We start from the raw sequence: 24,966 nt of genomic DNA on the forward strand, positions 1-24,966 counted from the left end.
ATTGATCCCCGGGATCAGTGAAGGGAGCCTCGGGATCATTTAATGGATCCCTTGGCTCAGGCGAATGCAAACGAGGTTTTGGAGCAGTGCGAGCGAGCCGTCTTCAGGACCGCAGCCCGGCCTTCACCGTCCAGCCGGCCTTCTTCAGCTCTTTCCCAGCCGCATCGCTCACCTTCCCCGCGACGAGCAACGTCTTCCCCTTCGCGCCGAGTTCCTTGCGACTTGCGAACGCGATCGCGTCCGTGTCCCAGGTGACGTAGTCGACGGCGACCGCCGCGACGGCTGAGCCGTCCGCGGCAACACCGACCGGCACGAGGTTGCTCATGCGAAGCGACGCGAGCTTCGTGCCCTTCGCGTGGTCGGTGAGCATCGCGAGAGATTCGAGCAAGAAGCGCGCGCGCGTCTCACCTTGCACCTTCGCTGCCGTGGCGACGACGGACTCAACGCCCGGAATCTTTCCCAGCGCACCAAGGCGCGCGGTGAGCGCGGTCTGCAGCGACGGCGTGAACCAGCGATTGCGAAGAAGATCGCGAACCGTGCGGTCCGCCACGCCAAGCGCGACGAGCTTCGCCTGGTTCTCCTTCTCGAGGTCGAGCGCGGGTTTGTTCCACACGGAGTCGCGCACGGTTTCGTCGAAGGTGTAGGCGTACTGCAGCGGGCCGACGACGGCGCCGAGCGTGAGGCTCACGGCGAAGTTGCCGGCGAAGCTTGCGGACGCGGCCTTGTCGAGCAACTGGCGCAGCACCGGGTTCGAGGTGTACGGATCGACGTTGAGCTTCTTCGCCCACTCGCGGCGCGCGGAGTTGTAGCCCAGCGGGTCTCCCGTGAACGACGGCGGCTCGGGCTCGCCGGTGGCCGACGTGTTCGCCGCGGTCGAATTCCCCGTCACCTTGTCCACGGCCTTGTCACCGACGTAGTTGGCCCCCGACTTCGCCATGTAGCCCACGCGCCCGAAGACCGTGCCCACGCCCGAACCGATGTTCTCGACCGTTTTGTTGGGATCGTCCACCGCGTCACCGGCGAACTTCGCGATGCCGCCCGCGGATTTCGCGAGCGCGCCCTGGAAAGCGTCCTGCTTCTGCACCTTCTGCAGCTCCGCGATCGCCCCGAGCTCCTGGACGCGAACGCCGAGCATGTTCACGCCACGCACCGAGAACTTGCCGACGCTCGATTCGATCTCGAACTTGCCGAGATAGCCCTCGACACGCACGGGCTCGGCGACCTTGTGCAGCGGGCCCTTGAGGAGTGCGGGGGGAGCGAGTTGGGATCCGGAAAGGGATTCCTGCGAGAGAGCGGGGAAAGCGGTGGCGATCAGGAAAATCAGGCTGGCGGTGCGCGGGAAGGAGATTCTCATTGGTATTGTTTTCCTCTTGTAAGCCGCCATGATACCGACCGGTCGGGAATCTCCTGCATTTCCGGCTGTCACTCGGATTGGCATCTCACGGAGAACGCCATGGACAGGATTGAACCCACGCTCGGCGACGACGACATTGCGTCGCCACGACGCGACTACGCAACCCGCGTGCCGAGTCGCAAGCCGATTCCGGTCGGCGCCCTCGTTGTCTTCGTCGTCGCCATCGTCGGCGGCGCTGCCTACTACTTCTGGCCGCGCGAGACGCCGCCACCGCCCGCTTCCACGCCTGCGGTCGCCACCCCCGCCGCACCGCCGAAAGCCGAAGCGGAGGGACCGAAGTACCCGGTGACCGTGGACTCCGCGCCGCCGTTGCCCTCATTAAAGGAGAGCGATGGGCCGGTGGCGGCCGCGATCTCGACGATCATCGGTCTCGATGCGTTCGCGCGCACGCTTTTGACGGAGAACCTGGTGCGCAACATCGTCGCCACGGTCGACAACCTGCCGAGCGAGGCGGTGTCGCGGCGCATCAACCCGGTGCGGCCCGTGCCCGGCGTACCCACGACGTCCGGCAAGGACGACACCCTCACGCTCGCGCCTTCCAATTCGACGCGCTACGCGTTCTACATGCGCGTGATGGAAAGCACCGATACGAACGCACTCGTCGCCTTCTACCGACGCCACTACCCGCTGTTCCAGGAGGCATACGTCGAGCTCGGTTATCCGAACAAGTACTTCAATGATCGATTGGTCGCGGTCCTCGATCACCTGCTCGCGACACCGGACACCTCGGGGCCGATCATGCTGCGGCAACCGAAGGTGCTCCTTGAATATGCCGATCCCACGCTGGAAGAACGCTCGGCAGGCCAGAAGATCCTGCTTCGCATCGGCAAGGAGAACCGCGACAAGGTGAAGGTGAAGCTGCGGGAGATTCGCGCGGCAGTGGCGAGCGACCGCCCGTGACGCGTCACTAGGGGGAGGGGTTGCGCGGCGTGTGGCAAGATGCGCCACACATCGTCATGGTTCGCGCCTCTACAGCCGCCCTCCTCTTCGCCATGGCCGCAGCCGCTCCGGCGACCGCCGCCGATTTCCCCGCAGCCAATCTTGATTTCGAGTCGTGGGAGGATGGCCGCCCCACGGGCTGGTACCGCCCCCCCGTATCGACTTCATTCACGATCTCGCCCGACTGCACCGAATCCCGCGAAGGCAAGTGCGCGCTCAAGGTCAGCGGCGGCGCTGCAAACCAGTACTTTCCCGTAAGCCAGACCAAACCGCCCGGAGCCGCAGCGGGCCATCGACTGAAATTCTCCGGATGGATCCGCACGCGAAATCTCGAGGGTGGGTTTGCAGGGCTGTGGCTGCGTGTCGATGCGGCAGACCGTCGCATGATGGCGATCGAGCGGATGGAGAAGACCGGTCCGCGCGGCACGACGGAGTGGCAACAATTCGAGATCGCCATCGCAGTGCCTCCCAACGCCGGAAGCATCCTCATCGGCGTGATCGTGTCCGGCTCCGGCGAGACCTGGTTCGACGATCTCAAGCTCACGGTCGACACGAGCGTCAATGTCCCCAAGCTCGAGCTGCCGAGGCCGCCGCGCCCGAAGCCCTCGCAATCGCTTGCCACGGACGCGGAGCTCGCAATCCCGGCTGCGGACGTTCCGCGCGTGAGCGATGCATTGAAGGCGGACGCGCAATCTCGCGTTGTTCCCATCCGCTCGCTCTTCAGCGACGACTTCTCCGACCTGCAGTTTCTGAAGCCCCTGCTCGAAGGCAAGCGCATCGTGCAATTGGGCGAGAGCAGTCATGGTGTCGCGGAGTTCAACTGGATGAAGGCGCGGCTCGTGCGGTTCCTCCACCGGGAGTTGGGCTTCGACGTCGTCGCGTTCGAGAGCTCGCTGTCCGGTTGCGATGTCGCCGACGCCGGGATTGGCACGAAGCCGCCAGGCGACGTCATGCGCGACTGCATCTTCTCGGTGTGGCACAGCAGCGAGACGCTGGGCGTCTTCGAGTACCTGGATGCCACGCGAAAGGTCGGCCAGCGCATCTCGCTCGCGGGCTTCGATACGCAAAACAGCGGGTACGCGCGTCGTGCAGTGCACGCACGACTGATCACCTACGCGGCACTCGTGGATCCCAAGCTTGGCGATCGCATCGAAGCCGCGGAACCTTTCACCCTGCGTCCGAAGCTTTCGAAGGAAGAGGCCGGTACGCTGCGTGCGGCCTATACGGATCTGGCGGAGGGGCTCGCCAGGAACCGCGCGACGCTTATGCAGAAGGCTACGCGCCACATCGACATCGACCTCGCCATCCAGGAAGCCCGTTCGCGCGTGCGGCTGGTCGACCAGCTCGCGGAGCCCGACCTCGTCCGTTCCATGCCGATCCGCGACGAAGGCATGGCCGACAACCTTGATTTCATCGCCGATCGTATGTTCCCGGGCCGCAAGATCATCGTGTGGGCTCACAACGGGCACATCGCGAAGGACGATCCGAATGCGCCAGGCTTCATGGGTAGTCACGTTGCGCGCCGGCGCGGCCAGGAAACGTACACCGTGGGCTTGTACATGGGTCGGGGCATGAGCGCCATGAACGATCGAAGCGTGGTCGACATCGCACCGCCGCCGCACGGTTCGCTGGAGGCGATCATCGCGAGCGCGGGGTGGCGCATGGGTTTCGTCGATTTTTCGCGATCGCCTTCCGAGTGGATGTTGTCGACCGTGATCGCGCGCGGGTGGGGTCGGGAGATCCTCCGGCTTGTGCCCGCGAAGGCGTATGACGCGGTGATCTACATCGATCGCGTCACGCCGCCCGACTACCAATAGGAAAAGCCCCGCCGAGGCGGGGCTTTTTTATGTCGAAACCCCCGCAGGATTCCCCGCGATGGAGGTGAAAGATCGGTCGCTTTCCTTCCGCATCAGGCACACCCGACTGAGGGGCGCGCACAACAGCGGCTTCTTGGGTCAGCGTCCAGGGCTCTTCCTGGTATCTGAGGAATGCCCTGCGGTTTACGGCTTCGACGGAATGAAGTGTGCGCGATCGCTCTCGGCGCCGACGTAGGAATAACGGCAGGCGCTGGGCTCAATAATGCTGAAAGCGCGTGTGACCATTATCACTTCCCGGTTTTTGTAAGCGTTGGTTTCCGGCCCGCGAAGCCGGCGACGGGGACGCTAGCATTGTGTCGGAGGTTGCAACCATGGCTCGCCCGTTTCTTGCTCTTGTCTTCGCGCTGTTCGCGAGCACCGCGTTCGCGAAGTACGACCCGCTCGCCGTCGCCGCGGGCTCGGCGTCCGTGCCCCTCGAGCTCACCGTCACCTATTCGGACCGCACCATTCCGCTGCGCGTCTACGTCCCCGCGGACACGCGCCCCGCGCCCGTCGTTCTCTTCAGCCACGGGCTCGGCGGCTCGCGCGAAGGCAATGCCTTCATGGGTGAGCACTGGGCCCATCGCGGCTACGTCGCGGTGTTCCTGCAGCATCCGGGCAGCGACAGCGCGGTGTGGAAGGACGTGCCGCGCGCGCAGGCCATGGCCGCAATGAAGCGCGCAGGCAATGCACGCAACTTCATGCTTCGCATCGAAGACGTTCACGCGACGCTGGACCAGCTCGAGCGATGGAATGTCGAGACCGGCTCGCCGCTGCGGGGCCGGCTCGAGCTCGCGAGGGTGGGCATGTCGGGGCATTCGTTCGGCGCATTGACGACGCAGGCGGTCGCGGGGCAGTCGATGCCCAAGGCCGTGAAGGCGCTCGACGGGCGCATCCGGGCCGTGATCGTCTGCAGCCCGAGCGCCCCGCGCCGCGGCGAGACCGCCAAGGCATTCGACGGCGTCGCCATTCCCTGGCTTCTCATGACGGGTACGCACGACACGGCGCTCATCGGCGACATTCCGCTCTCTTCGCGCTACGCGGTGTATCCCGCGCTGCCGCCGGGCGGCAAGTACGAGCTGGTGCTCGATGGCGCGGAGCACTCGGCGTTCACGGACCGCGCGCTGCCGGGTGACAAGGAAGCGCGCAACCCGAATCACCACCGCGCGATCCTCGCGCTGTCCACCGCGTTCTGGGATGCGTACCTGCTAGGCGATCGCGCGGCGCGTGCGTGGCTCGACGGCGCGAGCGTGCGCGGCGTGCTCGAACCGAAGGACCGCTGGCAGCGGAAGTAGCTAGGCCTTTTTCGGCGCGGGTGGAACCGGCCCGCGTTCGACGCGCTCGAGCTCCGAGTCCATGCAAGCCCACGGGGGCGCGCTCGCGCTCCAGATGTTCGCGCTGGGCTTGATCGACGAGGGATCGTCCAACGTACCGACGCGAACGACGGTCAGGCCCAGGCGGCCCGTCGAGTCGGCGAAGAGCTGCGAGCCGCACGCGGGACAGAAGCGGCGAGTGACCTGGTTGCCGCTGTCCGCGGTCTTCACGTATTCAGCGACGACGCCACGCACTTCGATGGACTCGCTCGGAAAGATCGCGTTCACCGTTCCGTTGGACGCGAGGCGCTGGCAATCGCGGCACCAGCACAGGCGCGCCGCGGCCGGCTCAGCCTTGATGGTGTAGCGGACTTTCCCGCACAGACAGCTTCCGGTTCTCATGGCGGCATTTTACCTTCATCGGCCGCTGCGCCAATCGCCTTCACGGCTACACCGGCCAGCAGCGCGGTGAACAGCACGCCGCAGACGCCGATCATGATCGCGAGCGTGCGGCCGAGCAGCGTCTTCGGGGCAAGGTCGCCGTAGCCGATCGTGAGGCCGGAGACGAAAGCGAAGTAGATCGAATCCTGCAGCGACCAGCCTTCGTTCATCCCGGCGACCACGCCCAGCGCGACCATCAGCAGGAGAAGCATCTTCTGCGCGTCGGGGGTCATCGCTTCGAGCTTACCGCAGGCAACGCGAAGCCCAGCATCAACATCGCGAGCAGCAGCATCGCCCACTCCGACAGCGTCGGAATCGGCACGGAAGCCGGCGAGCCCGCGGGCGCGCCCGGCCCGCCCTGATCGACGATCGTGCCGTTGGCGAGAAGATCGTCGTCGCCCTGGCCGCCGTCGGTGATCGAGAACCGCACCGTGTCGCCGGCGATGGTCGCGGGCAACACATACCAATGCGGCGCTGGCGTGGCGGGTTCCGGCCCGTACTTCCAGTACTGCGTGCCCACCGGATGCCCGGCCGGATACGAGATCGTGAAATTGACAGTGGAGCCCGGCGTGCAACCGCTCAACGTGAACTCGAACAAGCCGTGCGGGAAGACGATGCCGCCGCTTGGCGCGGTCGGCGGGCTCGACGGATCTCCGCTCACGGGGATGTAGCGGCTGTTGGCGAACGTGCACGTGAGGCCGCCGCCCGTGAAGACCGCGATGATCGTGCCGCTGCCCGTCGCCGAGGGAGCGATGTAGGAGCGGACGATGAGCTGCGGCGTGACGCTCACCGGGTCGGAGGGCGGACTGATGCCGATCGCATTGGTCGCGGTGACCGAGCAGTTGTACGTCGACCCGTTCGTGAGGCCCGTCACCGTCAGCGGCGACGTGGGACCCGAAGCAGTGAACGCGCCGCAGGTCAGCGTGTACGACGTGATCGTCGAGCCGCCATCGGAGGTCGCGCGGAATGCGATGGTCGCGCGGCCATTGCCCGCCGCGGAGGCGATGATCCTCGGCGCGCCGGGAACCGTTGCCGGCGAAATGGGCGTGACGCTGTTGGAAGGTGCGGAGGACGGACCCGTGCCCACCGCGTTGGTCGCGGTGACCGTGAACGTGTACGCGGTTCCGTTCGCGAGACCACTCACCACGATCGGTGACGACGGCGCGCTTGCCGTGATGCCGCCAGGCGACGATGTCGCGGTGTACGACGTGATCGGCGATCCACCGTTCGACGTGGGCGGCGTGAACGTGACCGTCGCCTGGGAATTGCCCGCAGTCGCGGTGCCGATCGTCGGCGCGCCGGGAAGCGTTCCCGGCGTGACGCTGTTGGAAGGCGCCGATGCGGGCCCCGTGCCCACCGCGGTCGTGGCCGTCACCGTGAAGGTGTAGGCCGTTCCATTCGCGAGGCCGTTCACGACGATCGGTGACGCAGCGCCGCTCGCGACGATGCCGCCGGGTGAAGACGTCACGGTGTACGACGTGATCGCCGAGCCGCCGTTCGATGCGGGCGGCGTGAACGCAACGCTCGCCTGCGCATTGCCCGCCGTCGCGACGCCGATTGTCGGTGCACCGGGAAGCGTCACAGGAGTCACGCTGTTCGAAGCCGCCGACGGCAGCCCCGTGCCCTGCGCGTTAGTCGCCGTCACGGTGAACGTGTACGCGGTCCCGTTCGTGAGGCCCGTCACGACGATGGGCGAGGCCGCGCCGCTCGCCGTGATGCCGCCGATCGAGGACGTGACGGTGTACGACGTGATCGCGGAGCCGCCGGTCGAGGACGGTGGCGTGAAGGTGACCGTCGCTTGCGCATTGCCCGCGGTGGCAACGCCGATCGTGGGTGCACCGGGAACCGTCGTCGGCGTGACGCTGTTGGAGGGCGCCGATGCGGGCCCCGTGCCGATCGCATTCGTCGCGGTCACCGTGAAGGTGTAGGCCGTGCCGTTCGTGAGGCCGCTCACGATGAGGGGCGAGGCCGCGCCACTCACGACGATGCCGCCGGGCGACGACGTGACGGTGTACGAGGTCACCGGCAGACCGCCGTTGGAAGCAGGCTGCGTGAACGCAACCAGCGCCTGCGCATTGCCTGCCGCTGCAATCAGGGCAAAGGGCGCGCCCGGAATGGTCGCAGGCGTCACGCTATTCGAAGGCGAGGACGCAGGCCCCGTACCCACCGCGGTCGTCGCGCGAACAGTAAAGGTGTACGCCGTGCCATTCGCGAGCCCACCCACGACGATCGGCGACGCAGCGCCGCTCGCGGTGATGCCGCCGGGCGATGATGTAACGGTGTACGAAGTGATCGCCGTGCCACCGTTCGCCGCGGGCGGCGTGAACGCGATGGTGGCCTGCGTGTTGCCCGCCGTCGCCACGCCGATCGTCGGCGCACCGGGAAGCGAGACCGGCGTGACGCTGTTCGAGGGCGCCGACGGCGGCCCCGTGCCCACCGAGTTCGTCGCCGTCACGGTGAACGTGTACGCGGTCCCGTTGGTGAGTCCCGTCACCGCGATCGGCGACGCCGGACCACTCGCGGTGATGCCGCCGGGCGAGGACGTGACGGTGTACGAGGTGATCGTCGCGCCACCGTTCAACACCGGCGGCGTGAACGTCACTCCCGCCTGCGCATTGCCTGCGGAGGCCACGCCGATCGTCGGCGCACCGGGAAGCGCCGCAACGAGGGCGGTGGTATCGGTCGCCGAGTTGTTGGCCGGCGCGAGATCGTTCACTCCCGCGGGTGCCGCGATGGCTGCGGTGACGGACAGTGTTCCCGTCGCGCTGGGGGAGACCGTGCAGCCCGCGGTGTAGATCACGCGTCCGCCCGGCGGCAGGAACACCGTGTCGTTGATGCTGCCGTTTCCGCCTGGCGTGCAGCTGCCGCCCGCGCCGATGCAGATCCACGTGCAGGTGAGCGACGACGGGAAGGTGGTGGTCACCGTCGCGCCACTCGCGCCGCCGGGGCCTGCGTTGCTCGCCGTGATCGTGTACGTGACGTTGCCGCCTGGCTGCGCCGTCGTGACGCCGTCGGTGTTCGTGATCGCGAGGTCGGCCGAGATGCCGATCGTGTCGGTGTCGGTCGCGACGTTGTCGCCGAAGTTGGGATCGACCGCGGTTCCCGGCGTGAGGAAGGTCGCGGTGTTGACGAGCGTGCCGGTGGCCGTGAGTGAAACAGCGCAGGTGGCCGTATAGGTCACGCTGCCGCCCCGCACGAGGTTCACCGTCGCATCGTTGATGTTTCCCGCGCCACTCGCCGCACAGGTGCTTCCCGCGCCTCCCGCGCAGGTCCAGTTGCACGTGAGCTGCGACGGGAAGGTATCGACGAGCCGCGCACCGAACACCGGGAAGGGCCCGGCGTTCCTCGCATTGATGGTGTAAGTGACGTTGCCGCCCGGGAACGCGGTTGTGACGTTGTCGGTGTTGGTGACCGAGAGGTCCGTGGCCTGCTCAGCCAGGATCTCCCAGCCGAAATCTGCCGGCGGTCCACCGGCGAAAGTGCTGAGCGCGCCAACCGGATTGTCCGAGGCGAACGAGCCCGCCGCCGCGGTGACGAAGTAGAGATCGCCGCTGGTGCCGAGGTCCGGCGGCGAGAAGATCCCCTGCGCAAGGTTGTTGAGCTGCTCGGCCGTCGCGCCGGTCGAGCCGTTCGCGTTGTCGAACGAGATGCCCGCCCAGAGCCGCGACGTATCGAGAACGAAGCGGGTGCTCGTCTTGATCGTGCCCACGCGGCCGGCGGTGAACACGATCGGGTTGTACGTGAACGCCGCGATGAGCGTGCCCGGCCCGCCGGCCAGGCCATCGGCCGCATAGAAACGAACCAGCATGCGCGCCGAGACGTCCACGGCGTTCTGGTTCGTGACGGTGAAGCGAAAACCGTTGACCTGGTATGGCGGCGTGCCGGCCAGGGTGAGGTCGTCGGCGGCCAGGCGCGTGATCGTGTTGAGGAGCTGCTGCGCGGCGCCGCCCGCGGCGTACGACTGGTTCCGGAATGTCGCCAGGTTGGAGTACACCGCGTCGTTGCTGGCGGCCTTCAGGCCGCGCTGCTCCACCCGGGCGTCGCCGCCAGCCTGGTCGGAAACCTGGGCTTTCGCCGGCGCGCCGAGAGCGCAGGCGACAAGCATTGCGCTTGCCAGCAGCCACCGCATCATTGGAGCTCCCCTTTGCCTGCGAAGGTACGCCAGTCGCCCGAAGTGCGCTACGGAGAGACGGTGACCTGGATGACGTCGCGGTACCGGCCCACTTCTCCGCTCTGGTTCCCGAAGAGCTCGCCGTAGACGTTGAAGGTCTTGTTGTCTCCGTGCTGGTTCACGCTAATGGGTTGGGTGTCGCGCGAGCCGTCGCCCCAGACGATCGTCCGCGAGGAGTTGGTGAACAACTGGTAGCGCAGCTGGCTGTTGCCAGGTCCGTTCAAGCGTCGATCCTGGTAGTCGCCGGTGTTCGAACTCGGGCCCGCGCTGACGATGGGGGGCACGGTGCCGATGCCGCTGCATCTCAGCTCGAATGACGTGCTGGTGATCACCGAGTTGGGGCTCGCATCGTCGTACCCACCGAAGTCGAACGCCCGGATCTTGAGGTTGCAGCCCGTGCCGATGCGAGGCGAGGCGACTTCCCTCGGCGTGCGGAATTGCGCCATGGCGTCCAGCGCATGACCCAGCACCAGGGCCATTGCGCAGGCAATCACCCAGCCCCGCTCAGAACTGCGCCGCGATCTCACATTTCACCTCGCCCATCCTGAACACCGCCGTTCGTTCGGCCGGTACCTCGACATGCACGCCACAAGGGCCCTCCTCCAGGTCCGCCGTCAGGTGGTAGCGGCCAGGCTCGACCTGGTCGAACTGGAACCAGCCACCCTTGCCGGTGCGGGCGCGCAGCGAATCGGCGCGCTCGCTCCGCACGATCAGCTCCGTGTTCTCCACTTCGACCTTGACGCCATTGTGATCGCGCACCAGCCTGCCGACGACCGACAGGATGGGATGCAGATCGAAGCGAACGCGATAGCCCACCCCCTGCGCGGGCACGAGCACCTGCCGATTGGCCGGCACCGAGATGGAGATGGGGATGTCCTCGTCGGCGATCGCGATGTCGTTGCGCGTAAGCACCGGGACGTTGGCGATGAGCACCTCGCCCTGCGAATCCGTGCTGCCGATAAGCTCGTTGTTGCGCGATACGCGCACGCCCTCGACGCCGTTCAACTCGACCACCGCGAACGAGTCCGTCACGGGCTGCGTCAGGTGGCACGACTTGCCGACGCATGCAAACGCGCCCTCCACGCCGGCCCGGTAGGCCTCGCTGCGGGTGCCGTCATCGAGCCTCGCGCCGCGTGCTGCAGCGTTGATCACGCCGTGGCGCATGCGGAATGTCGCGTCGGCCTGGGCCTCGCGCGATGTCGGGGTTTGCTGCGCGCCTGCGCGCCAGCCGTAACCCTCACCCAGCGGCACGTTGCGATCGGCTTGCACGTACGACGTCTGGCCGCCGTCGGCATCGCGGCGCCAGCCCGCGGTGGCGCCGTAAGGCTCGCCGAGCGTCATCGAAAAGCTGGCACCGGCCTGGGTCGTGCAGAACGTGTTCGTGATGCAGGTGCGGAGCACCGATGCCACCAGGTTTCCGATGCCGAAGAACCCCGAAGAGAGACTCACGCCGTAATCCCGTTGCGGGAGTGCATTGAAGTACCGGCGATCGGTCGCCGAGAGCGAAAGCATGAGCGTCCAGCCGAGGCCTTGGTCCCAGCCGACGGTGGCTTCGCGCCGCAGCCTCGGCGCAACATCGAGTTGCCCCGGGGTTCCCGGTGCCACGGTCCTGGCGTTGTATCCGGCTTCGAATCCGCGCGCGAGCGCGCGCAACGTCGTTCCGCCACGCGTGTAGTTCCAGGCGAACTGTCCCGCGAGTGCCACATCCGCATCGCCCAGGCGCTGCGCGCCCACCTGCGCCGAGAAGACGCCGATCGGATCGGCGCGCAGGCCCGCGGCGATCGCGCCGAAGGAATAACCCGGGCTTCGCTGGGCCTCGACACCCAGCGTGATGCGATCGGTGAATCCGTGGAACACATAGCCGGAAAAGACGCCGGCGCCATACGAGTCGAGCGAAGCCGAACGCTCCGCGCCATAGGACACGTTGAAGTCGGTGAGCCCCTTCGAGAGCAGCCGCTCCGTGAAGTAGAAAGGAATGCGCAGCCGCTCGCGCACGCCCGTCGCATCGCGGATCACGACTTCGACGTTGCGCAACCCCGCGAAGTCCTGGAGGTTGCGGAAGTCGTAGGGGCCCGGCTGCAGTTGCCGGGTCGCGATCTGCACGCCATCGACGAAAATCTCGGCGGTCGATGCGCTCGAGGCAATCCCCGTGAGGCGCGCGGTCGGAGAAGTGACGAGCCCCGGGTGCAGGTCGAAGGCGCGGCCGAACGAAATCCCCCCGAGCGAATAGCCGCGCGAGAGCGAGCCCGAGCGCGTGTCGAAGTCACCGGCTATGAAGCGCAGCATCTCGGGCGCCCAGTCGCGCTGCACGAATGTCTGGATGCGGTAGTTCTGGGTCACGCCGGCGGCCTGAGTGGTCTGGTGCTCGGTCCGCGCGAGCCAGCCGCCCGCCGCCAGGTTCGCGAGCAAGCGCCCGGAGTAGGCGGATGCGCCGTCGGCGCGCTCGGCGGACAGATCGTAGTTCAGGTATCCGGACACGCCCTTCGAAGGCGTGATCTCGAGCTTCTCGGCGCGCGAAAGATCGAAGAGTTGCGCCTGCATGAGCGCGGGTTCGACCGTGAATGCGAGCGTGAGCGTTGCCTCGTCGAGCGCCGCGACCACACCCTCGAGGCGATCGACACGCGCGTGCGGACGGCCATTGATGACGCGCAGCTCCGTACCTTCCGTGGGAACACCGATGCGCGCGAGGTCTTCCGCCGAAATCCAGATCCCATCGCTGTCACGCCAGGCGAAGAGCTCGCCCTTCATCGCTTCGTTGAGCGTGGCGTGGACGGGAATGCGCTCGAGCGCGGCGGCAGTCTCGACGAGGGCCGCGCGAGCCGGGCTGGCAGCGAACGCGGCGGCCGCTAGAAGCAGCGCCGCGATGCGGCGATCAATTGCGACACGCATCCGGCGGAAGGACGAGCTCCTTTTCCGCCTTCTGGCCGCCATCCGCGGTGGCCACCACCTTCACCTTGGCGCCCGGCTTGCACGCGGCGCCCAGCGGGCCGGACACCTCGCGGCTCGTTCCGGCAAGCAGGTAGGGATTGGTGAGCGGCGCTTCGGTGTCCTTTGCCCCGGCCGCGACACTGGCCATGCGCACGCGCGAAGCGCCGCCGTTCGAGAGCTTCACCGAATACGTTCCGCCTTTCGCCGTGACCGAGTCGATGGCGAGCTTGCTCTTCGCGCCCGTGGGCACGATGAATACCGGCAACGCGAACCGGCCGACGACCGCGACCGTTCCCTTGCGCCCTTGCGATGCGCTCAGCGGCGGCGGCAGCTCCTCGATGAACACGCGATACGCCGCTTCGTTCGCGGGCGGCGCACCCTCGATGCCCACGCGCACGATGCGCTTGCCGCCGGCGGGCACTTCGAACTGCCGCGGAAAGACGACGAGATCCTTGGTGTTCTCCTCGAAGGCATCGTTGCCCTGCGCGTCCTGCGTCCACTTGCGCACCGCGACCTGGAACGACAGCGGCTCCTTGCCGCCGTTGGTCACCGTGAAGGATGCGGCCTTGGTCTTCGCGCCCAGCTCGGCGCCCAGCGGCGCGACGCTGAAGCCGCCGGCGAATGCAGCGGGCGCAGCGGCACCAAGTACGAAACACAGCAGAGCAGCCGGATACTTCATTGTCATTGTCCTCATGGGCTGATGGTCACGACGATGGTGTCGCGCAAGGGACCGACGGAAAGGGGATCGTAGTTCTCGCCCTTCACCTCGGCTTCCATTTCGAAGACTTCGGGGTACTGCGGGCCCAGTCCATTGCCGTGTTCGGTGCTGCGCGGCCGCAGTTCGTAGCTCAGGTATTCGAGCGTGTTGGTCGCGGCCTCGCCCTTCATGCGCCGCGTCCCCTTATTGGAGTGCAGTCCGTTGTCGACCTTGATCGTGTAGCGAAGACCCTTGCTGCACCAGAAGAGCACGTTCCCGTGCGCGATCCGGTTCGGCGAATTGGCACTCTGCTCGAGGTCGCCGAAGTCGATCGACGTGGCCTGGTTGATCTTGCACGTGCCGATGACTTCCGCGCCCACGTCCATGTTCGCCTGGTCCGCGGACGCAGCGAGGGCGAACGCGAGGAGACTCATGCCGGCGCGGACCCTCATCTTCTCAAGGAGCGATGGTGACGACGACGGTGTCGAGGAGTTGGCCGACCGAGAGCAGGTTGTAGTCCGCGCCCCTTACGCTGCCGGTGAGGGTGAGCGTCACCGGAGCACCGGGCCCCGCTCCCGTCCCCGTGGCGGGCGACCCGGACGTGAGGTCATACGGCAGGAACTCGGCTGAGTTCGTCACGGCCACGCCCTTCATCCGGCGCTGCGAACCCGTGGCGTTGTTCCCGTTGCCCAGGGTCACGGAGTACACGAGGCCCTTGGTGCACCAATACCGAACGCTGCCGGGCGCGTTGCGATCGGGCGCAGTGGTGCCCTGCTCGAGGTCGCCGAAATCGATCGCCGTGATCGAGTCGATCACGCAGATGCCCTTGATGTTCGCGCGCACGTCGACGCTGGTATCGGCGGCAAACACGGGAAGGGCAATGGCGAAGAGGGCGGTGCAGGTTGCAAGTTTGCGTTTGCGCATGGTTTCTCCCCTGTAGGACCGAATGGTAATCCATCGGCTGGGTCTCGCGTTAAGCTCCCCAACTCGCGACCCTGGAGGCATCGCCATGGCGAATTGCGATCATCGCGATTCCATCAAGATCACCGAACCGGCAACCCGGACCTGCGCCCAGTGCGAAGCGATGGGCGATCGCTGGGTCCACCTGCGGCTGTGCATGGCCTGCGGAAACGTCGGCTGCTGCGACAGTTCGAAGAACAAGCACGCGACCGCGCACTTCCGCGAGACCGGGCACCCGATCGTCCGCTCGATCGAACCGGGCGAGAGCTGGAAGTGGTGCTACGTCGATTCGACGGTGGTGGAGTAGCCGGAAAACCGCGCGGGCGCTCCATCGTATGATTCAGGTCACGCAACCTCAGGGAGGCATTGCGATGACCGAGCCCGCATCGACGGGACCAGCCGGATACATCCAGCTCGCGATCCTCGCGTTGGTGTCCGGGTTAGTGCTGGCCACGTTGTTCTCGCTCACGCTCGAGGCGCCGGAGTGGTTCCAGCTGCCCGTGCGCCGGCCGATCATCCACGCGACCCAGGCCGCGATCGCGCTGCTCATCTGGCTACCCATCACTCAGCCCATGTTGCGAGGCCAGGTCGTGTCCCTTGCGGAGACCGGTGCGTTTCCCCCGACCATCCAGCCCGCGCGCGCCGCGTGGATCCTCGCCGTCTCGATCCTCGCGGTCGTGGTCGCGCATGACATTGTCACCGAGGGGCAGTGGCTGGGCACGCACATGGGCATTCCGCGCGGGGGCTTGGCCACCGTGCTCTTCCTGGTGTCGTTTCCGTTCCTCACGTGGATTGCGGTGCACACCTCGCTCGGCGGCACGCCCGTCGAGACCATCGATGAGAAAGCGACCGACCGGACGATGCCGGCGCCGCGCTCGTTGTATGGGCCGACCAAGCCTTCAGGTGTCGTGCTGCCCGCGGGGTCGACGCGCGACCGCGTGATCGCGATGATCGCCACCCTCGACGAAGTGGACGATCAATTCGTCTCGGTCTTCGGGCGCGAAGGCGGCGAGGCTGCGTTGCGCGCGCTCGCGATGCGCGGCGAAGACACGAAGCGCATCGTCGATGCGTTGTGGAGCCCACCGCTGCCGGCGGAGGTTCCGATGATCCTGCAATCAAACCTCGCCACATCCGGCGCCGCTTATTGCGATGCGGTCCGCATCGTCGAAGCGCCGCCGAGCACCGCGGGGGACGAGGTGCGCCGGCGGGCGGCTTCGAAGTATCGCGACCTGGGATCCTTTGGCGATGACTCGCTGGGGCTCGTGCTCGCGGTTGCTCGCGGTGCCCGGGACAATGCTGCCGTGGATGCGGGCGTTGAGCCGCGGACGTGGTGGACGTTGCGAACGCGCTAGGAGCGGATGGGCGGAATTGCGGAACTGGCGGCTGGAAGTGAAGTCGTATCTCTGAGGCGTGACGTTCTCCATCCGATGCATACAAGGCCCTCATGATCGCGTCGAACATCGCTGTGGTTGCGGCGATCTTTCTCATGGGCCAGGCGGTGGGTCTTTCCCCAAGCGAGTCTCGCGAGCTCTTCCTCAGGGACTTCGAGCGAGCCCTCGCATCGCGCGACTCGAAAGCACTCATCGCGCTATCGGATGCCGGCTCGTGGAGCGCGGCCGGATATCCCTCACTCTCCGATCTCCCGCTCCAGCTGCCCACCGGCCCTGTCTCCCGCGTTCGCGACCTGTCCGATGACGCAGTCCTCTACGAGGATGCGCGCGGACGGCCCTGGCGATTGACGATCACGCAGGGCAACGAAGGGAAGCGACTTGCCGTGATTCGCAGCGCCCCCTGCCCGCGTCCTGACCGGCGCCAAGGCAACGCCACGGTCGAGGAAGCGGTCAACTCATGGACCGTCCTGGAGTGCTGGCCTCTTCCACGCTAGTCAGGGAAGCTTGATTTCAAAGAACCCGCGGCCGTGGCTTGCCAGGCGCATCGCCGATCGATCCGAAAGGATCGCGATGTCCCAGATGCTCACGGCCGGAAGGTCCTTCACGTACCTGTCCCATTGAGCGCCGCCGTCCGTGGATCGATACAGGCCGACGTCGGTCCCGACATACAGGATGCGTTGATCCTTCGGATCCACGCGCAGCACGTGGACCGGAACCCGGGGCAGGCCGCGATCCACCCGCGTGAAGGACTTGCCGCCGTCGATCGTCTTGTAGACGAGTCCTCCGGGGGACGATGCGGTGTAGGTGGCATAGAAGACGTCGAGCGACTTGGGATCGAACTCAACGTGCGTCGTGTAGCTCCCAGGCAAGCCGGTCTGCAGTGTCCAGCTCGCGCCTCCGTCCTTGCTGAGCTTCACGGTCCCATTGCTCGCGGAGGCGAGCAGGAACTGCGAGTTCAAACTCGCCACGGCGACCTTGGTGAGGTATCCATTGCCGCCAAAAGCATCCGCGAGATCGGTCTCGGAGGTCTTGCTCCAGGTGGTGCCGCCGTCGGCCGTCTTCCAGAGAAGGTGCGAGCCGGTGTAGAGCACCGAGGAGTTGTTGGGATCCATTGTGAGGGGCGTGATGAACGGGCGACGTTCGCCGCGTGAGTATTTCGGCGAGATCTCGCTGAACTTCTTTCCGCCATCGGTGGAGCGAAAGATGCGCGAGTTATAGACCGACCCATAGAGCACCTTCGGATCCTTCGCGTTGACCGCCACCGCGAAGCCATCGCCACCGATCACCTCGAGGAACTCCGCGCTCGCGCCGATGCGGATGTCCGTCCCATTGTCCTGCGCGCCACCGATCAGCAGGTCACGATCGGTGGGAGAGATGCCGAGCGAGTAGTACTGCTTCGTCGTGATTCCCTTGTCCAGGCGCGAGAAGCTCCGCGCGACGTCGGAGCTGGTACCGACGCCCCCATCATCCCCGATGAGCAATCGGTTTCCGGCCCAGGCGAATGCATGGATGTCGGCGTGCGAGTACGTGGGACTCGTTTTCTCTTCGTGCCAACGCGACTGCTTGGTCCAGGATCCGCCACCGTCCGCGGACCTCCAGACATCCAGGCCGCCGGCGACAAGCACGTTGGGGTCCGTGGGCGATACCGTGATGGCCGTTGCGTACCACCCTTGGCCGCCGAGAATTGAATCGTGGCCATCGGCATCACAGGATCCCGTGATCGGATTGGACCTGAACGACCATGTCTGCCCGCCATCCTCCGAGCGATAGACGCCCGTCTGGTCGACGGGATCCTGCCGACAGTCCTTCGAGTCACCCTGGGCCGAGGCCGCAAGGACATACGCCACTCCCGGTTTGCTGATCGAGACGGCCAGCGCCATTCGTCCAGCTTCCGCGTCGAAGATTCCAAGGCCCGCGCCGGCCACCTTTGTCCACGAGTCGCCGCCATCGGTCGACCGATAGATGAAACCGCGGCCGGTCTGGTTCGCCGTCGCGACATCCCACACCGTCGCCAGAACCGTCTGCGGCGCACCGGGAAGCCTCGCGAGATCCGTTCCATACACATTCGCGAGCTTCGTCGCCCACGTCTTGCCACCGTCGGTCGATTTCTGGATTCCGCCGGAGGTGGCCACCAGGACCTCCATTGATTTCGCCGGGTGAACGTTGATCGCGAAGAACTTGGTGGCACTCACGGACACGGGGAGATCCCACGTCTCGCCACCATCAGGTGATCGCAGGAACCCGATCCCATCGATGCCGTCGATCGCGACGACCCCTTCACCGGTGCCCATGTAGATGACCTGTGGATCTTCCGGCTTCGATTTCGGCGCGAGCGCGACGGCGCCGATCGAAAGATTTCCCAGGCTGTCGGTCAGCGGCGTCCACGTGACCCCGCCATCCCTTGAACGCCAGAGCCCGCCGCCTGCCGTGCCTCGATAGATGGTCTTCGGATCGTGGGGATCGACCGCAAGCGAGGACACGCGTCCTGCGGTGTTGGTAGGTCCCAGGTTCCTCCACACGATCCCCGGCTGCGGAGGCGCTCCGGGGGTCATCGTCCTGAATGTCGATCCGGGAAATCGGACCGCCGGGGCGCCGGCGGTGAGCGCATTCAACTTCGCATCACGATTGACGGAAGGGTAGTAGATCGGCAATGGGCGCCCGATCGCTGCCGGTTGGCCAATTGTGCGCGCGGAGAACGTTCGCTTCGCGTTCGCCACCTCGGACTTTTCCTCGGAGCCCGCATACAAGTCGTGGAAGGCTTGCGCCCGCCTCAACGCGTAGTCGGCCGATTCACCCTCCTTCTTCTTGTTCGGGCTCAGGCGTCCCTGCGCCTGAGCGTCATCGATGGGGAGACTCAACGCCGCGAGCGCGACCCATACCGAAAGCCTGAAGAGAGGGCGGCCCATGGCTAGTCGAACTTCACTCTCTGGACGTCGCTTTCCTGGTCCACGAATCCCGCGCTGAGAGTGTTCTGGTTCTTGGGATCCACCACGCGGTAGGAAACGGCGACGCCGCCGCGACTGTAGAACCTGTCGGAACGCCAGATGCTCGTGCTCACGACGCTGAAGCCGCCCTTGGCGACGATGTTGGCCGAGAGCAGGACCCCGCCCGGTGCGGCTTTCGCCACGTCGAACTGCTTGACGACTTCCTCTCCGCGCAGGATCCACAGGAGGTTCGGATATTTCGCCTCACTGGCACCGCCCACGAGTGTCTCGATCTTGTCGTGAATCGTGATCAACGCCGCCCGGCGCGTGGTATCGGCCGTGAGCTTCACGAACGCGGCCTTGTCCTCCTTCGAAGCAGCGCCGATCTTGGCCTTGTCGAAGACCGACAACTCGGCGACCTCCACGGGTCCCCTGGCCTCGGCTTCTGCGCGAAGGGTTTGCGCCTTCTTGTAGGCAGCCCAGAAAGTCGACTGCCCCTCGTCGAGCATCTTCATGGTCATGGTCTGCGACGTCTTCACCTTCCCGGCGAAGCCCTCGCAGGCCGCTATCGCGCTCAGCAGGTCATTTTCCGAGACAGCGACCTCCTCCGGCGACACCTTCAGGTCGGAGCGAAAGAGCCTGGTCAGGTCGGCGATGCTCGAGAGCGCCGTGGCGAATGCGGGAACGGCCATGCCCGCGGCAATCGGACTCGACCGGGTCTTCGGCGTCTTGTCGTCTCCCGCGAGTGATTCGTACGCTTTCACGAGCACGTCGAGTTGGCGATGGGCCAATCGATACGCGGTCGCCGCCTTGAGGTCCTCGTCGGCCACGATGACGATGGTCGGGGCGGCCTTAAGGGCCTTGTCGGTGCAGATGCGGTCGCCCAGGAGGCGAAGCGCGCGCTGGGCATTCACCGTCGCATGGAATGGATCGACGCTCGTTCCGAACGTGAGCGCGCCGGCCTTGCCTCCGGTGAACTTCGGGAACTGCGCATCGAAGAGGGCTTTCTGGGCATCGAGCAGCGCCTTCTGCGCTTCGAGCAATTCCTTCTGCTGCTGCAGGCGAAGCTTTTCCTCGGCGTTGGGATCGGTGTCAGCGATCGCCAGCGTGCTGGCCAGGAGGAAGAGCAACAGGACAATAGGAGATCTCTGCGTGCGCATGGGTTTTCCTTTCTTGATTTCCTGGTAGATGCGGCTGGGTCAGTACCGGATAGCCTGAACGGCCTTGCGTGCCTCTTCCGAGGTCAACATCGCCTGTGAAGTGCTTTCGATGAAGCCGGATTTCGCGTTGAACACGCCGACTCGACGCCAGTCGTACGCGTCAACCTTCAGGCGGACTTTTGCGGTTTCGCCGATGGCGGGCTCGTACGTCGCGACTGCAGTCTTCTTGTCGTCCGCCAGCTCGACGGAAACGAGCTTTCCCTTGCAAGGCTCGGGATCGCACAGGATGGTCGGGTTCTCGAGCTTGGTATCCCCTGGGGGCGCACGCACCACAATCTGTTGCTTCCCGGGCGTCGCCCCTGAGTCGAGGTTCGCGACCGACTCGACGGGCCCACGCATCACCCAACCCTCCGGCATCAGGAACGAGGCCGAGAAGATCGGACCAATCTTCGCGAACCGATTCAGGGGATTGCTGACGTACATCTCCGCGTCCTTGATCGATATCTGGCGAGCGAGATACACGGGCTTGCGCAGCGACGTCGCGTCCCACGGCTGTTGCTGCTCCCTGCTCTCCTCGATGACGCGGTTTCGAATCGCCCGAAAGACGAGCTCGACCTGTTCGGGCGTCTTCGGCACGATCGAGATGAACTCGCTTGTGTACCGTCCGTACTCGCCACTCCCGTCATCGGCGACACTGCCGGGTGCAGTCGCATAGGCCACGAAGGTTCCGTTGGTTCGTGTTGCAGCTGGAAGCACGATCTGAGCGAGGCCTCGTGACACGCCACTCCTCAGCCGGTTTTCGAAGGGGTTGTTCCGGCACGCATCCAATACAACGATGTTCGTGTCAGTGCCGGCGTCCGCGAGTTTCTGCAGGATCCAGTTCAGCCGTATCCCCTCGACATCGACGTCGGTCTCGAAGCGCAGGCGAACATCCACGGGAAGAAGGTAGTTGACACCTCTAACCTCCATTCCGTGGCCCGAGTAGTAGACGAGCGCCAGGGAGCCGGGACGCAGCCGGTCGTAGAATTCGTTGACCGCGCTCACCATCTCCGGCTGAGTCAGGTTTTTCTTCTTGATAACGTCGAAGCCGATGGCGATCAACGTATCGGCTACGCCGTCGGCATCATTTCCAGGATTCTTGAGGGGGCCAACCGGGTAGGAGTAGTTGCCGATGACCAAGGCGACCCGAGGTTCCGTGCCCTCAGCTTTCGCAAGCAGGCACACGCCTGCGAGGACAGAGCATCCAGCCACGAGGGCGAGTCGCTTCAGCATGTGGCGCCTCCCAACTTTTTCTTGTTCGACGCTCGTGTCCCGGCTCCGCTGGGGTGCCGGTTGCGCGTCGCTAACAAAGGTTAATAGGCTGCAATACGATATGCAACCGATGTTAAATGTCGGCGTCCGGCGCCCGACAGTGCGGCGTTGGGGCAGGGAATGCGGAAAATTCGACAGATCGACATGACGGATGCACTAGGAGAAACGCATGCAAGAGAAAGTCGCGATCGTGACGGCGGGTGGCAGCGGGATGGGCGCGGCGGCGGCGCACAAGCTCGCGGCCGATGGCTTCCATGTCGCCATCCTCTCGTCGTCGGGAAAGGGTGAAGCGCTCGCCGCCGACCTGGGTGGCCTGGGCGTAACGGGATCGAACCAGAATCCGGTGGACCTCAATCGCCTGGTGGATGCGACGCTCGAACGATGGGGCCGCATCGACGTGCTGGTGAACAGCGCGGGCCACGGGCCGCGCGCGCCGGTGCTCGAGCTCACCGACGAGCAGTGGCGCACGGGCATGGACGTCTACTTGATGAACGTGATCCGCCCGACTCGGCTGGTGACGCCGACGATGGTGAAGCAGAAGAGTGGCGTGATCATCAACATCTCGACGGCGTGGGCGTTCGAGCCGAGTGCGATGTTTCCGACGTCAGCGGTGTTTCGCGCGGGGCTTGCCGCGTTCACGAAGCTGTTCGCGGATCAGTACGCGGGCGACAACGTGCGGATGAACAACGTGCTGCCCGGATGGATCGACAGCCTGCCCGCGCAGGATGCTCGCCGCGATACGGTGCCGATGAAGCGCTACGGCACGAGCGAGGAGATCGCCGCGACGATCTCGTTCCTCGCCTCAACGGGCGCGGCGTACATCACCGGCCAGAACATCAAGGTCGACGGCGGCTTGATGCGCGGGGTCTAGCGACTCAGAGGGTTTTGCGCCCGCTGATGAAGTTGACCAGTATGACCACGAGCGCGACGACGAGGAGGACGTGGATGAAGCCCCCCAGCGTGTACGAGCTCACGAGGCCCAGCAGCCAGAGGATGATGAGGATGACGGCGATCGTATAAAGCATGGGGTGGACCTTTCCTGGTAAGCGAGCTCCGCGAGCTGCAAGGCAAGCATGCGGCGGTGCGAAGGTCAGGTCTGTCGGCGTGGTCCTACGCAGGCGAATCCGAGCATGAGCAGTCCGAGCAGCACGACCGCCCATTCCGAGAGCGTCGGAACCGCAGTCACGCGACGTACGAACTGCACGACTGTGCGCAAGCGAACAGACCGCGCCGGAGGCTGGCACTACGCTGCGACATGAACGCAATAGCCTCCTGGCCACGCCGCCTGGGCACGGTCCTGACCCGGTCCCTGTCGTCGTGGATCGACCACCGCGCCGGAAGCAAGGGCGCGGCGCTGGCCTTCTACACGCTGTTCTCGATGGCGCCGATTCTCGTGCTGGCGATCGCGGCCGCGGGCTACTTCTTCGGCGCGGACGCGGCACAGGGTGCGATCGTCGCGAAGCTCGAAGGAATGGTGGGGCGCAATGGCGCGCAGGCGATCCAGGCGCTGCTCATGGGCGCGCGCGATCCCGCAACCAGCCTCACGGCGACGCTGGTCGCAAGCGTGGTGCTGTTGGTGGGGGCCGCCAGCGTCTTCGTCGAACTGAAGGGCAGCCTCGATGAGCTCTGGGGCATCGAGCCTCCGAAGGGGCTCGCGATCGTGGTGTTCCTGCGCACGCAGCTTCACTCCTTCGGCCTGGTGCTGGTCCTCGCATCCCTGATGTTCGTGTCGCTCGTGATCAGCACGGCGCTGGCCGTGCTCGAGAGCTACGTGGACGGGATCTGGGGCAGCTCCCACCAGGTGCTCGCCATCGTCTCCTCGGCGATCGCCTTCGGAGCCATCGCGTGCCTGTTCGCGGTGATCTACAAGGTGCTGCCGGATGCGCCGCTGTCGTGGCGCGATGTCTGGGTCGGCGCGGTTTTCACGGCGGCGTTGTTCACGCTCGGGAAATACGGGATCGGCGTCTACCTCGCCAAGAGCAGCGCCGCTTCGAGCTTCGGTGCGGCCGGCTCGCTCATCGCGCTACTGCTATGGGTCTTCTACTCCGCGCAGATCTTCTTCCTGGGCGCGGAGTTCACGCGGCAGTACGCCCTCGCTTTTGGAAGCCTCGCAACGACCAGGGTCGACGCCGTCGACTTGGACCCCTTGAGGACACAAAGACCATGAACCGCAATCACGACCTCACGACCCGTGCAGCGATCGCAACCGCGATCGGCCTCGCGTTCAGCGCCTGCGCCACGGCCGACAGCACGTCGAAGGATGAACTCAACAAGGCCGCGCAACTGAAGATCGAAGCCGACTACAAGGCCGCCAAGGCGGCCTGCGAGGCGCTTGAGGGCGACAGGAAGGACATCTGCATGGCAGAGGCCAAGGGCGCGGAGAACGTCGCCCGGGCCGGGCTCGGTGCCATGGACAAGCCCGAGGCGACCGGCCGCCGTGAAATGCGCGACGCGCAGTCAAAGGCCGACTACGCCGTGGCGCTCGAGAAATGCGACACCCGGACCGGCGACGCCAAGAGCGACTGCGTGAACAGTGCGAAGTTGCGTTACGGCAAGTGGTAAGCCGCAGTCCCGGTCAGGTGACGACTACCTTGCCCGGTTGCGCAGCACCGTAAAGGCCGCGATCGCCATCAGCAGGGTGAGCAGCAACATCGCCCACTGGGAGAGCGTCGGAACCACGTTGATGCCGCCGGGGACGAGGGTGGTGCAAGTGGGCACGGTGATCGTGTTGGCGTCGGTCGTGACCGTTCCGCCGAACGCGAGTGCGCGGCCCGTGAGGTTGGCGAAGTGGCCGATCGTGACGCCCGCGGCCGAGAGGATGTTGCCCTGGAAGGTCGGCGTGGCCGAGGCCGCGGCGTTCGCGCCCAGGGTCGCTGCGCCCACGGGCGCCCAGTACACATCAGATGCACATGCGCCGCCGGCCATGATCACGCGCGAATCGGCGCCGGTGTTGAGCGCCCCGCCCGGCCTGAAGATGTAGACGCCGCCACCGGTGAGGGTCACGGTCGTGCTCACGGTGATGTTCATCGCGCCACCGCTGGAGTAGCAGCCCGGGGGAATCGTGCCGGGCGGGTTGGCGCCGACGACGACTGCGTTGAGGGCCACCGCACCGGCGCCGAGGCTGGTGCAGGGTTGGCCGATCAGCACTGCGAGCGCGGCGTTTTGATCCAAGCCGACCTGGGGAGCACAAGGGGTCGTCGTCGTACCCGTGATGCTGATCGGGGGCGTTACGGGTCCCGTCGTGAAGCAGACGTTTCCGGCGATGGCCGTTTGCAACCCGGTATTGGAATTGGTGAAGGTGCTGGAGACGACGCCGAAAGGGGCGGCGGTTCCGAGGTTGGGGGCGACTTGCGCGAGTGCCGCGGTGGAAACGCTGCACGACAGGATGACGGCCGCGCGCGCTGCCAGCGCGGGGGCGTTTCTTAGGATGCGATTCATTTTGGTTTTCTCCCGACACCTAC

At 65.8% G+C, this 24,966-nt stretch carries 23 protein-coding genes and 1 pseudogene; 9 read left to right on the forward strand and 15 right to left on the reverse strand.

The window, feature by feature from the left end; all coding sequences use genetic code 11:
- Window positions 1–103: 103 nt before the first annotated feature.
- Complete coding sequence (locus tag DSM104440_RS17750; protein WP_171165014.1) at window positions 104–1,354, reverse strand: hypothetical protein; 1,251 nt, start codon at window positions 1,352–1,354, stop codon at window positions 104–106.
- A 99-nt stretch (window positions 1,355–1,453) separates the two neighbouring features.
- Here DSM104440_RS17750 and DSM104440_RS17755 point away from each other — a divergent pair, with 99 nt between their 5' ends.
- The 3 genes from DSM104440_RS17755 to DSM104440_RS17765 all read left to right on the forward strand — a co-directional run bounded on the left by DSM104440_RS17755 (window position 1,454) and on the right by DSM104440_RS17765 (window position 5,504).
- Window positions 1,454–2,314 (forward strand): DUF3014 domain-containing protein, encoded by an 861-nt coding sequence (locus DSM104440_RS17755; protein ID WP_171165016.1) that lies wholly within the window; start codon window positions 1,454–1,456, stop codon window positions 2,312–2,314.
- Window positions 2,315–2,406: 92 nt separating this feature from the next.
- Window positions 2,407–4,170 (forward strand): erythromycin esterase family protein, encoded by a 1,764-nt coding sequence (locus DSM104440_RS17760; RefSeq protein WP_212758129.1) that lies wholly within the window; start codon window positions 2,407–2,409, stop codon window positions 4,168–4,170.
- 371 nt (window positions 4,171–4,541) lie between these two features.
- Window positions 4,542–5,504 carry an alpha/beta hydrolase family protein gene (locus tag DSM104440_RS17765; RefSeq protein WP_171165020.1) on the forward strand — a complete coding sequence of 321 codons (963 nt, stop codon included), beginning with the start codon at window positions 4,542–4,544 and terminating at the stop codon, window positions 5,502–5,504.
- On the opposite strand, the gene DSM104440_RS17770 is transcribed toward DSM104440_RS17765, so the two are convergent.
- From DSM104440_RS17770 to DSM104440_RS17805, 8 genes and pseudogenes are all read right to left on the reverse strand, one after another.
- On the reverse strand, window positions 5,505–5,924 hold the full coding sequence (locus DSM104440_RS17770) for a GFA family protein (protein ID WP_171165023.1): 420 nt from the start codon (window positions 5,922–5,924) through the stop codon (window positions 5,505–5,507).
- Window positions 5,921–6,196 carry a potassium channel family protein gene (locus DSM104440_RS17775; RefSeq protein WP_171165025.1) on the reverse strand — a complete coding sequence of 92 codons (276 nt, stop codon included), beginning with the start codon at window positions 6,194–6,196 and terminating at the stop codon, window positions 5,921–5,923. Before DSM104440_RS17775 ends, DSM104440_RS17770 begins: the two co-directional genes overlap by 4 nt.
- Window positions 6,193–10,095: a beta strand repeat-containing protein gene (locus tag DSM104440_RS17780; RefSeq protein WP_171165027.1), complete on the reverse strand. Its 3,903-nt coding sequence runs from the start codon at window positions 10,093–10,095 to the stop codon at window positions 6,193–6,195. Before DSM104440_RS17780 ends, DSM104440_RS17775 begins: the two co-directional genes overlap by 4 nt.
- Before the next feature lie 47 nt (window positions 10,096–10,142).
- A complete protein-coding gene (locus tag DSM104440_RS17785) occupies window positions 10,143–10,628 on the reverse strand; it encodes a Csu type fimbrial protein (RefSeq protein WP_171165029.1) in 486 nt (161 codons plus the stop codon).
- A 10-nt stretch (window positions 10,629–10,638) separates the two neighbouring features.
- On the reverse strand, window positions 10,639–13,023 hold the full coding sequence (locus DSM104440_RS17790) for a fimbria/pilus outer membrane usher protein (RefSeq protein ID WP_171165031.1): 2,385 nt from the start codon (window positions 13,021–13,023) through the stop codon (window positions 10,639–10,641).
- Between the two features lie 334 nt (window positions 13,024–13,357).
- A pseudogene (locus DSM104440_RS19645) lies at window positions 13,358–13,756 on the reverse strand (fimbrial biogenesis chaperone); the annotation flags it as partial.
- Window positions 13,753–14,211: a spore coat protein U domain-containing protein gene (locus DSM104440_RS17800; RefSeq protein WP_171165036.1), complete on the reverse strand. Its 459-nt coding sequence runs from the start codon at window positions 14,209–14,211 to the stop codon at window positions 13,753–13,755. The pseudogene DSM104440_RS19645 and the gene DSM104440_RS17800, both read right to left, overlap by 4 nt.
- A gap of 4 nt (window positions 14,212–14,215) precedes the next feature.
- Window positions 14,216–14,683 carry a spore coat protein U domain-containing protein gene (locus tag DSM104440_RS17805; protein ID WP_171165038.1) on the reverse strand — a complete coding sequence of 156 codons (468 nt, stop codon included), beginning with the start codon at window positions 14,681–14,683 and terminating at the stop codon, window positions 14,216–14,218.
- Window positions 14,684–14,768: 85 nt separating this feature from the next.
- On the opposite strand from DSM104440_RS17805, the gene DSM104440_RS17810 reads away from it, so the two are divergent.
- From DSM104440_RS17810 to DSM104440_RS17820, 3 genes are all read left to right on the forward strand, one after another.
- The gene (locus DSM104440_RS17810) at window positions 14,769–15,026 is read left to right on the forward strand and encodes a UBP-type zinc finger domain-containing protein (protein WP_171165040.1); all 258 of its coding nucleotides are present in this window, start codon (window positions 14,769–14,771) and stop codon (window positions 15,024–15,026) included.
- Between the two features lie 64 nt (window positions 15,027–15,090).
- Window positions 15,091–16,071, forward strand: coding sequence for a hypothetical protein (locus DSM104440_RS17815; RefSeq protein WP_171165042.1), 981 nt, complete (start codon window positions 15,091–15,093; stop codon window positions 16,069–16,071).
- A gap of 92 nt (window positions 16,072–16,163) precedes the next feature.
- Window positions 16,164–16,604 carry a hypothetical protein gene (locus DSM104440_RS17820; RefSeq protein WP_171165044.1) on the forward strand — a complete coding sequence of 147 codons (441 nt, stop codon included), beginning with the start codon at window positions 16,164–16,166 and terminating at the stop codon, window positions 16,602–16,604.
- Here DSM104440_RS17820 and DSM104440_RS17825 read toward each other — a convergent pair whose 3' ends face one another.
- The 3 genes from DSM104440_RS17825 to DSM104440_RS17835 are packed head-to-tail and all read right to left on the reverse strand — an operon-like array spanning window position 16,605 to window position 21,466.
- Window positions 16,605–19,016, reverse strand: coding sequence for a WD40/YVTN/BNR-like repeat-containing protein (locus tag DSM104440_RS17825; protein WP_171165046.1), 2,412 nt, complete (start codon window positions 19,014–19,016; stop codon window positions 16,605–16,607). It abuts the gene before it with no gap.
- A gap of 2 nt (window positions 19,017–19,018) precedes the next feature.
- Window positions 19,019–20,194 carry a hypothetical protein gene (locus DSM104440_RS17830; protein ID WP_171165048.1) on the reverse strand — a complete coding sequence of 392 codons (1,176 nt, stop codon included), beginning with the start codon at window positions 20,192–20,194 and terminating at the stop codon, window positions 19,019–19,021.
- 39 nt (window positions 20,195–20,233) lie between these two features.
- Window positions 20,234–21,466: a caspase family protein gene (locus tag DSM104440_RS17835; protein WP_171165050.1), complete on the reverse strand. Its 1,233-nt coding sequence runs from the start codon at window positions 21,464–21,466 to the stop codon at window positions 20,234–20,236.
- Between the two features lie 208 nt (window positions 21,467–21,674).
- On the opposite strand from DSM104440_RS17835, the gene DSM104440_RS17840 reads away from it, so the two are divergent.
- Entirely contained in the window at window positions 21,675–22,376 is a 702-nt protein-coding gene (locus DSM104440_RS17840; RefSeq protein ID WP_171165052.1) for an SDR family oxidoreductase, read from the forward strand.
- Window positions 22,377–22,380: 4 nt separating this feature from the next.
- Here DSM104440_RS17840 and DSM104440_RS17845 read toward each other — a convergent pair whose 3' ends face one another.
- Both DSM104440_RS17845 and DSM104440_RS19650 read right to left on the reverse strand, forming a co-directional pair.
- The gene (locus DSM104440_RS17845; protein ID WP_171165055.1) at window positions 22,381–22,530 is read right to left on the reverse strand and encodes a lmo0937 family membrane protein; all 150 of its coding nucleotides are present in this window, start codon (window positions 22,528–22,530) and stop codon (window positions 22,381–22,383) included.
- Window positions 22,531–22,595: 65 nt separating this feature from the next.
- Window positions 22,596–22,709: an IPTL-CTERM sorting domain-containing protein gene (locus DSM104440_RS19650; protein ID WP_212758130.1), complete on the reverse strand. Its 114-nt coding sequence runs from the start codon at window positions 22,707–22,709 to the stop codon at window positions 22,596–22,598.
- A 51-nt stretch (window positions 22,710–22,760) separates the two neighbouring features.
- Here DSM104440_RS19650 and DSM104440_RS17855 point away from each other — a divergent pair, with 51 nt between their 5' ends.
- Both DSM104440_RS17855 and DSM104440_RS17860 read left to right on the forward strand, forming a co-directional pair.
- On the forward strand, window positions 22,761–23,672 hold the full coding sequence (locus tag DSM104440_RS17855; protein WP_171165059.1) for a YihY/virulence factor BrkB family protein: 912 nt from the start codon (window positions 22,761–22,763) through the stop codon (window positions 23,670–23,672).
- Complete coding sequence (locus DSM104440_RS17860; RefSeq protein ID WP_171165062.1) at window positions 23,669–24,067, forward strand: hypothetical protein; 399 nt, start codon at window positions 23,669–23,671, stop codon at window positions 24,065–24,067. The genes DSM104440_RS17855 and DSM104440_RS17860 overlap by 4 nt, the downstream gene beginning before the upstream one ends.
- Window positions 24,068–24,091: 24 nt before the next feature.
- Here DSM104440_RS17860 and DSM104440_RS17865 read toward each other — a convergent pair whose 3' ends face one another.
- Entirely contained in the window at window positions 24,092–24,943 is an 852-nt protein-coding gene (locus DSM104440_RS17865; RefSeq protein WP_171165064.1) for an IPTL-CTERM sorting domain-containing protein, read from the reverse strand.
- Between the last annotated feature and the right edge of the window lie 23 nt (window positions 24,944–24,966).

This window comes from Usitatibacter palustris, assembly GCF_013003985.1.
In the GTDB taxonomy this organism is placed as follows: Bacteria; Pseudomonadota; Gammaproteobacteria; order Burkholderiales; family Usitatibacteraceae; genus Usitatibacter; species Usitatibacter palustris.

What these genes read in the sequence shown, in the direction of transcription:
- DSM104440_RS17750 (WP_171165014.1), bottom strand. Translation starts at nt 1,354, where the DNA reads ATGAGAATCTCCTTCCCGCGCACCGCCAGCCTGATTTTCCTGATCGCC.
- DSM104440_RS17755 (WP_171165016.1), top strand. Translation starts at nt 1,454, where the DNA reads ATGGACAGGATTGAACCCACGCTCGGCGACGACGACATTGCGTCGCCA.
- DSM104440_RS17760 (WP_212758129.1), top strand. Translation starts at nt 2,407, where the DNA reads ATGGCCGCAGCCGCTCCGGCGACCGCCGCCGATTTCCCCGCAGCCAAT.
- DSM104440_RS17765 (WP_171165020.1), top strand. Translation starts at nt 4,542, where the DNA reads ATGGCTCGCCCGTTTCTTGCTCTTGTCTTCGCGCTGTTCGCGAGCACC.
- DSM104440_RS17770 (WP_171165023.1), bottom strand. Translation starts at nt 5,924, where the DNA reads ATGAGAACCGGAAGCTGTCTGTGCGGGAAAGTCCGCTACACCATCAAG.
- DSM104440_RS17775 (WP_171165025.1), bottom strand. Translation starts at nt 6,196, where the DNA reads ATGACCCCCGACGCGCAGAAGATGCTTCTCCTGCTGATGGTCGCGCTG.
- DSM104440_RS17780 (WP_171165027.1), bottom strand. Translation starts at nt 10,095, where the DNA reads ATGATGCGGTGGCTGCTGGCAAGCGCAATGCTTGTCGCCTGCGCTCTC.
- DSM104440_RS17790 (WP_171165031.1), bottom strand. Translation starts at nt 13,023, where the DNA reads ATGCGTGTCGCAATTGATCGCCGCATCGCGGCGCTGCTTCTAGCGGCC.
- DSM104440_RS17800 (WP_171165036.1), bottom strand. Translation starts at nt 14,211, where the DNA reads ATGAGGGTCCGCGCCGGCATGAGTCTCCTCGCGTTCGCCCTCGCTGCG.
- DSM104440_RS17805 (WP_171165038.1), bottom strand. Translation starts at nt 14,683, where the DNA reads ATGCGCAAACGCAAACTTGCAACCTGCACCGCCCTCTTCGCCATTGCC.
- DSM104440_RS17810 (WP_171165040.1), top strand. Translation starts at nt 14,769, where the DNA reads ATGGCGAATTGCGATCATCGCGATTCCATCAAGATCACCGAACCGGCA.
- DSM104440_RS17815 (WP_171165042.1), top strand. Translation starts at nt 15,091, where the DNA reads ATGACCGAGCCCGCATCGACGGGACCAGCCGGATACATCCAGCTCGCG.
- DSM104440_RS17820 (WP_171165044.1), top strand. Translation starts at nt 16,164, where the DNA reads ATGATCGCGTCGAACATCGCTGTGGTTGCGGCGATCTTTCTCATGGGC.
- DSM104440_RS17825 (WP_171165046.1), bottom strand. Translation starts at nt 19,016, where the DNA reads ATGGGCCGCCCTCTCTTCAGGCTTTCGGTATGGGTCGCGCTCGCGGCG.
- DSM104440_RS17830 (WP_171165048.1), bottom strand. Translation starts at nt 20,194, where the DNA reads ATGCGCACGCAGAGATCTCCTATTGTCCTGTTGCTCTTCCTCCTGGCC.
- DSM104440_RS17835 (WP_171165050.1), bottom strand. Translation starts at nt 21,466, where the DNA reads ATGCTGAAGCGACTCGCCCTCGTGGCTGGATGCTCTGTCCTCGCAGGC.
- DSM104440_RS17840 (WP_171165052.1), top strand. Translation starts at nt 21,675, where the DNA reads ATGCAAGAGAAAGTCGCGATCGTGACGGCGGGTGGCAGCGGGATGGGC.
- DSM104440_RS17845 (WP_171165055.1), bottom strand. Translation starts at nt 22,530, where the DNA reads ATGCTTTATACGATCGCCGTCATCCTCATCATCCTCTGGCTGCTGGGC.
- DSM104440_RS17855 (WP_171165059.1), top strand. Translation starts at nt 22,761, where the DNA reads ATGAACGCAATAGCCTCCTGGCCACGCCGCCTGGGCACGGTCCTGACC.
- DSM104440_RS17860 (WP_171165062.1), top strand. Translation starts at nt 23,669, where the DNA reads ATGAACCGCAATCACGACCTCACGACCCGTGCAGCGATCGCAACCGCG.
- DSM104440_RS17865 (WP_171165064.1), bottom strand. Translation starts at nt 24,943, where the DNA reads ATGAATCGCATCCTAAGAAACGCCCCCGCGCTGGCAGCGCGCGCGGCC.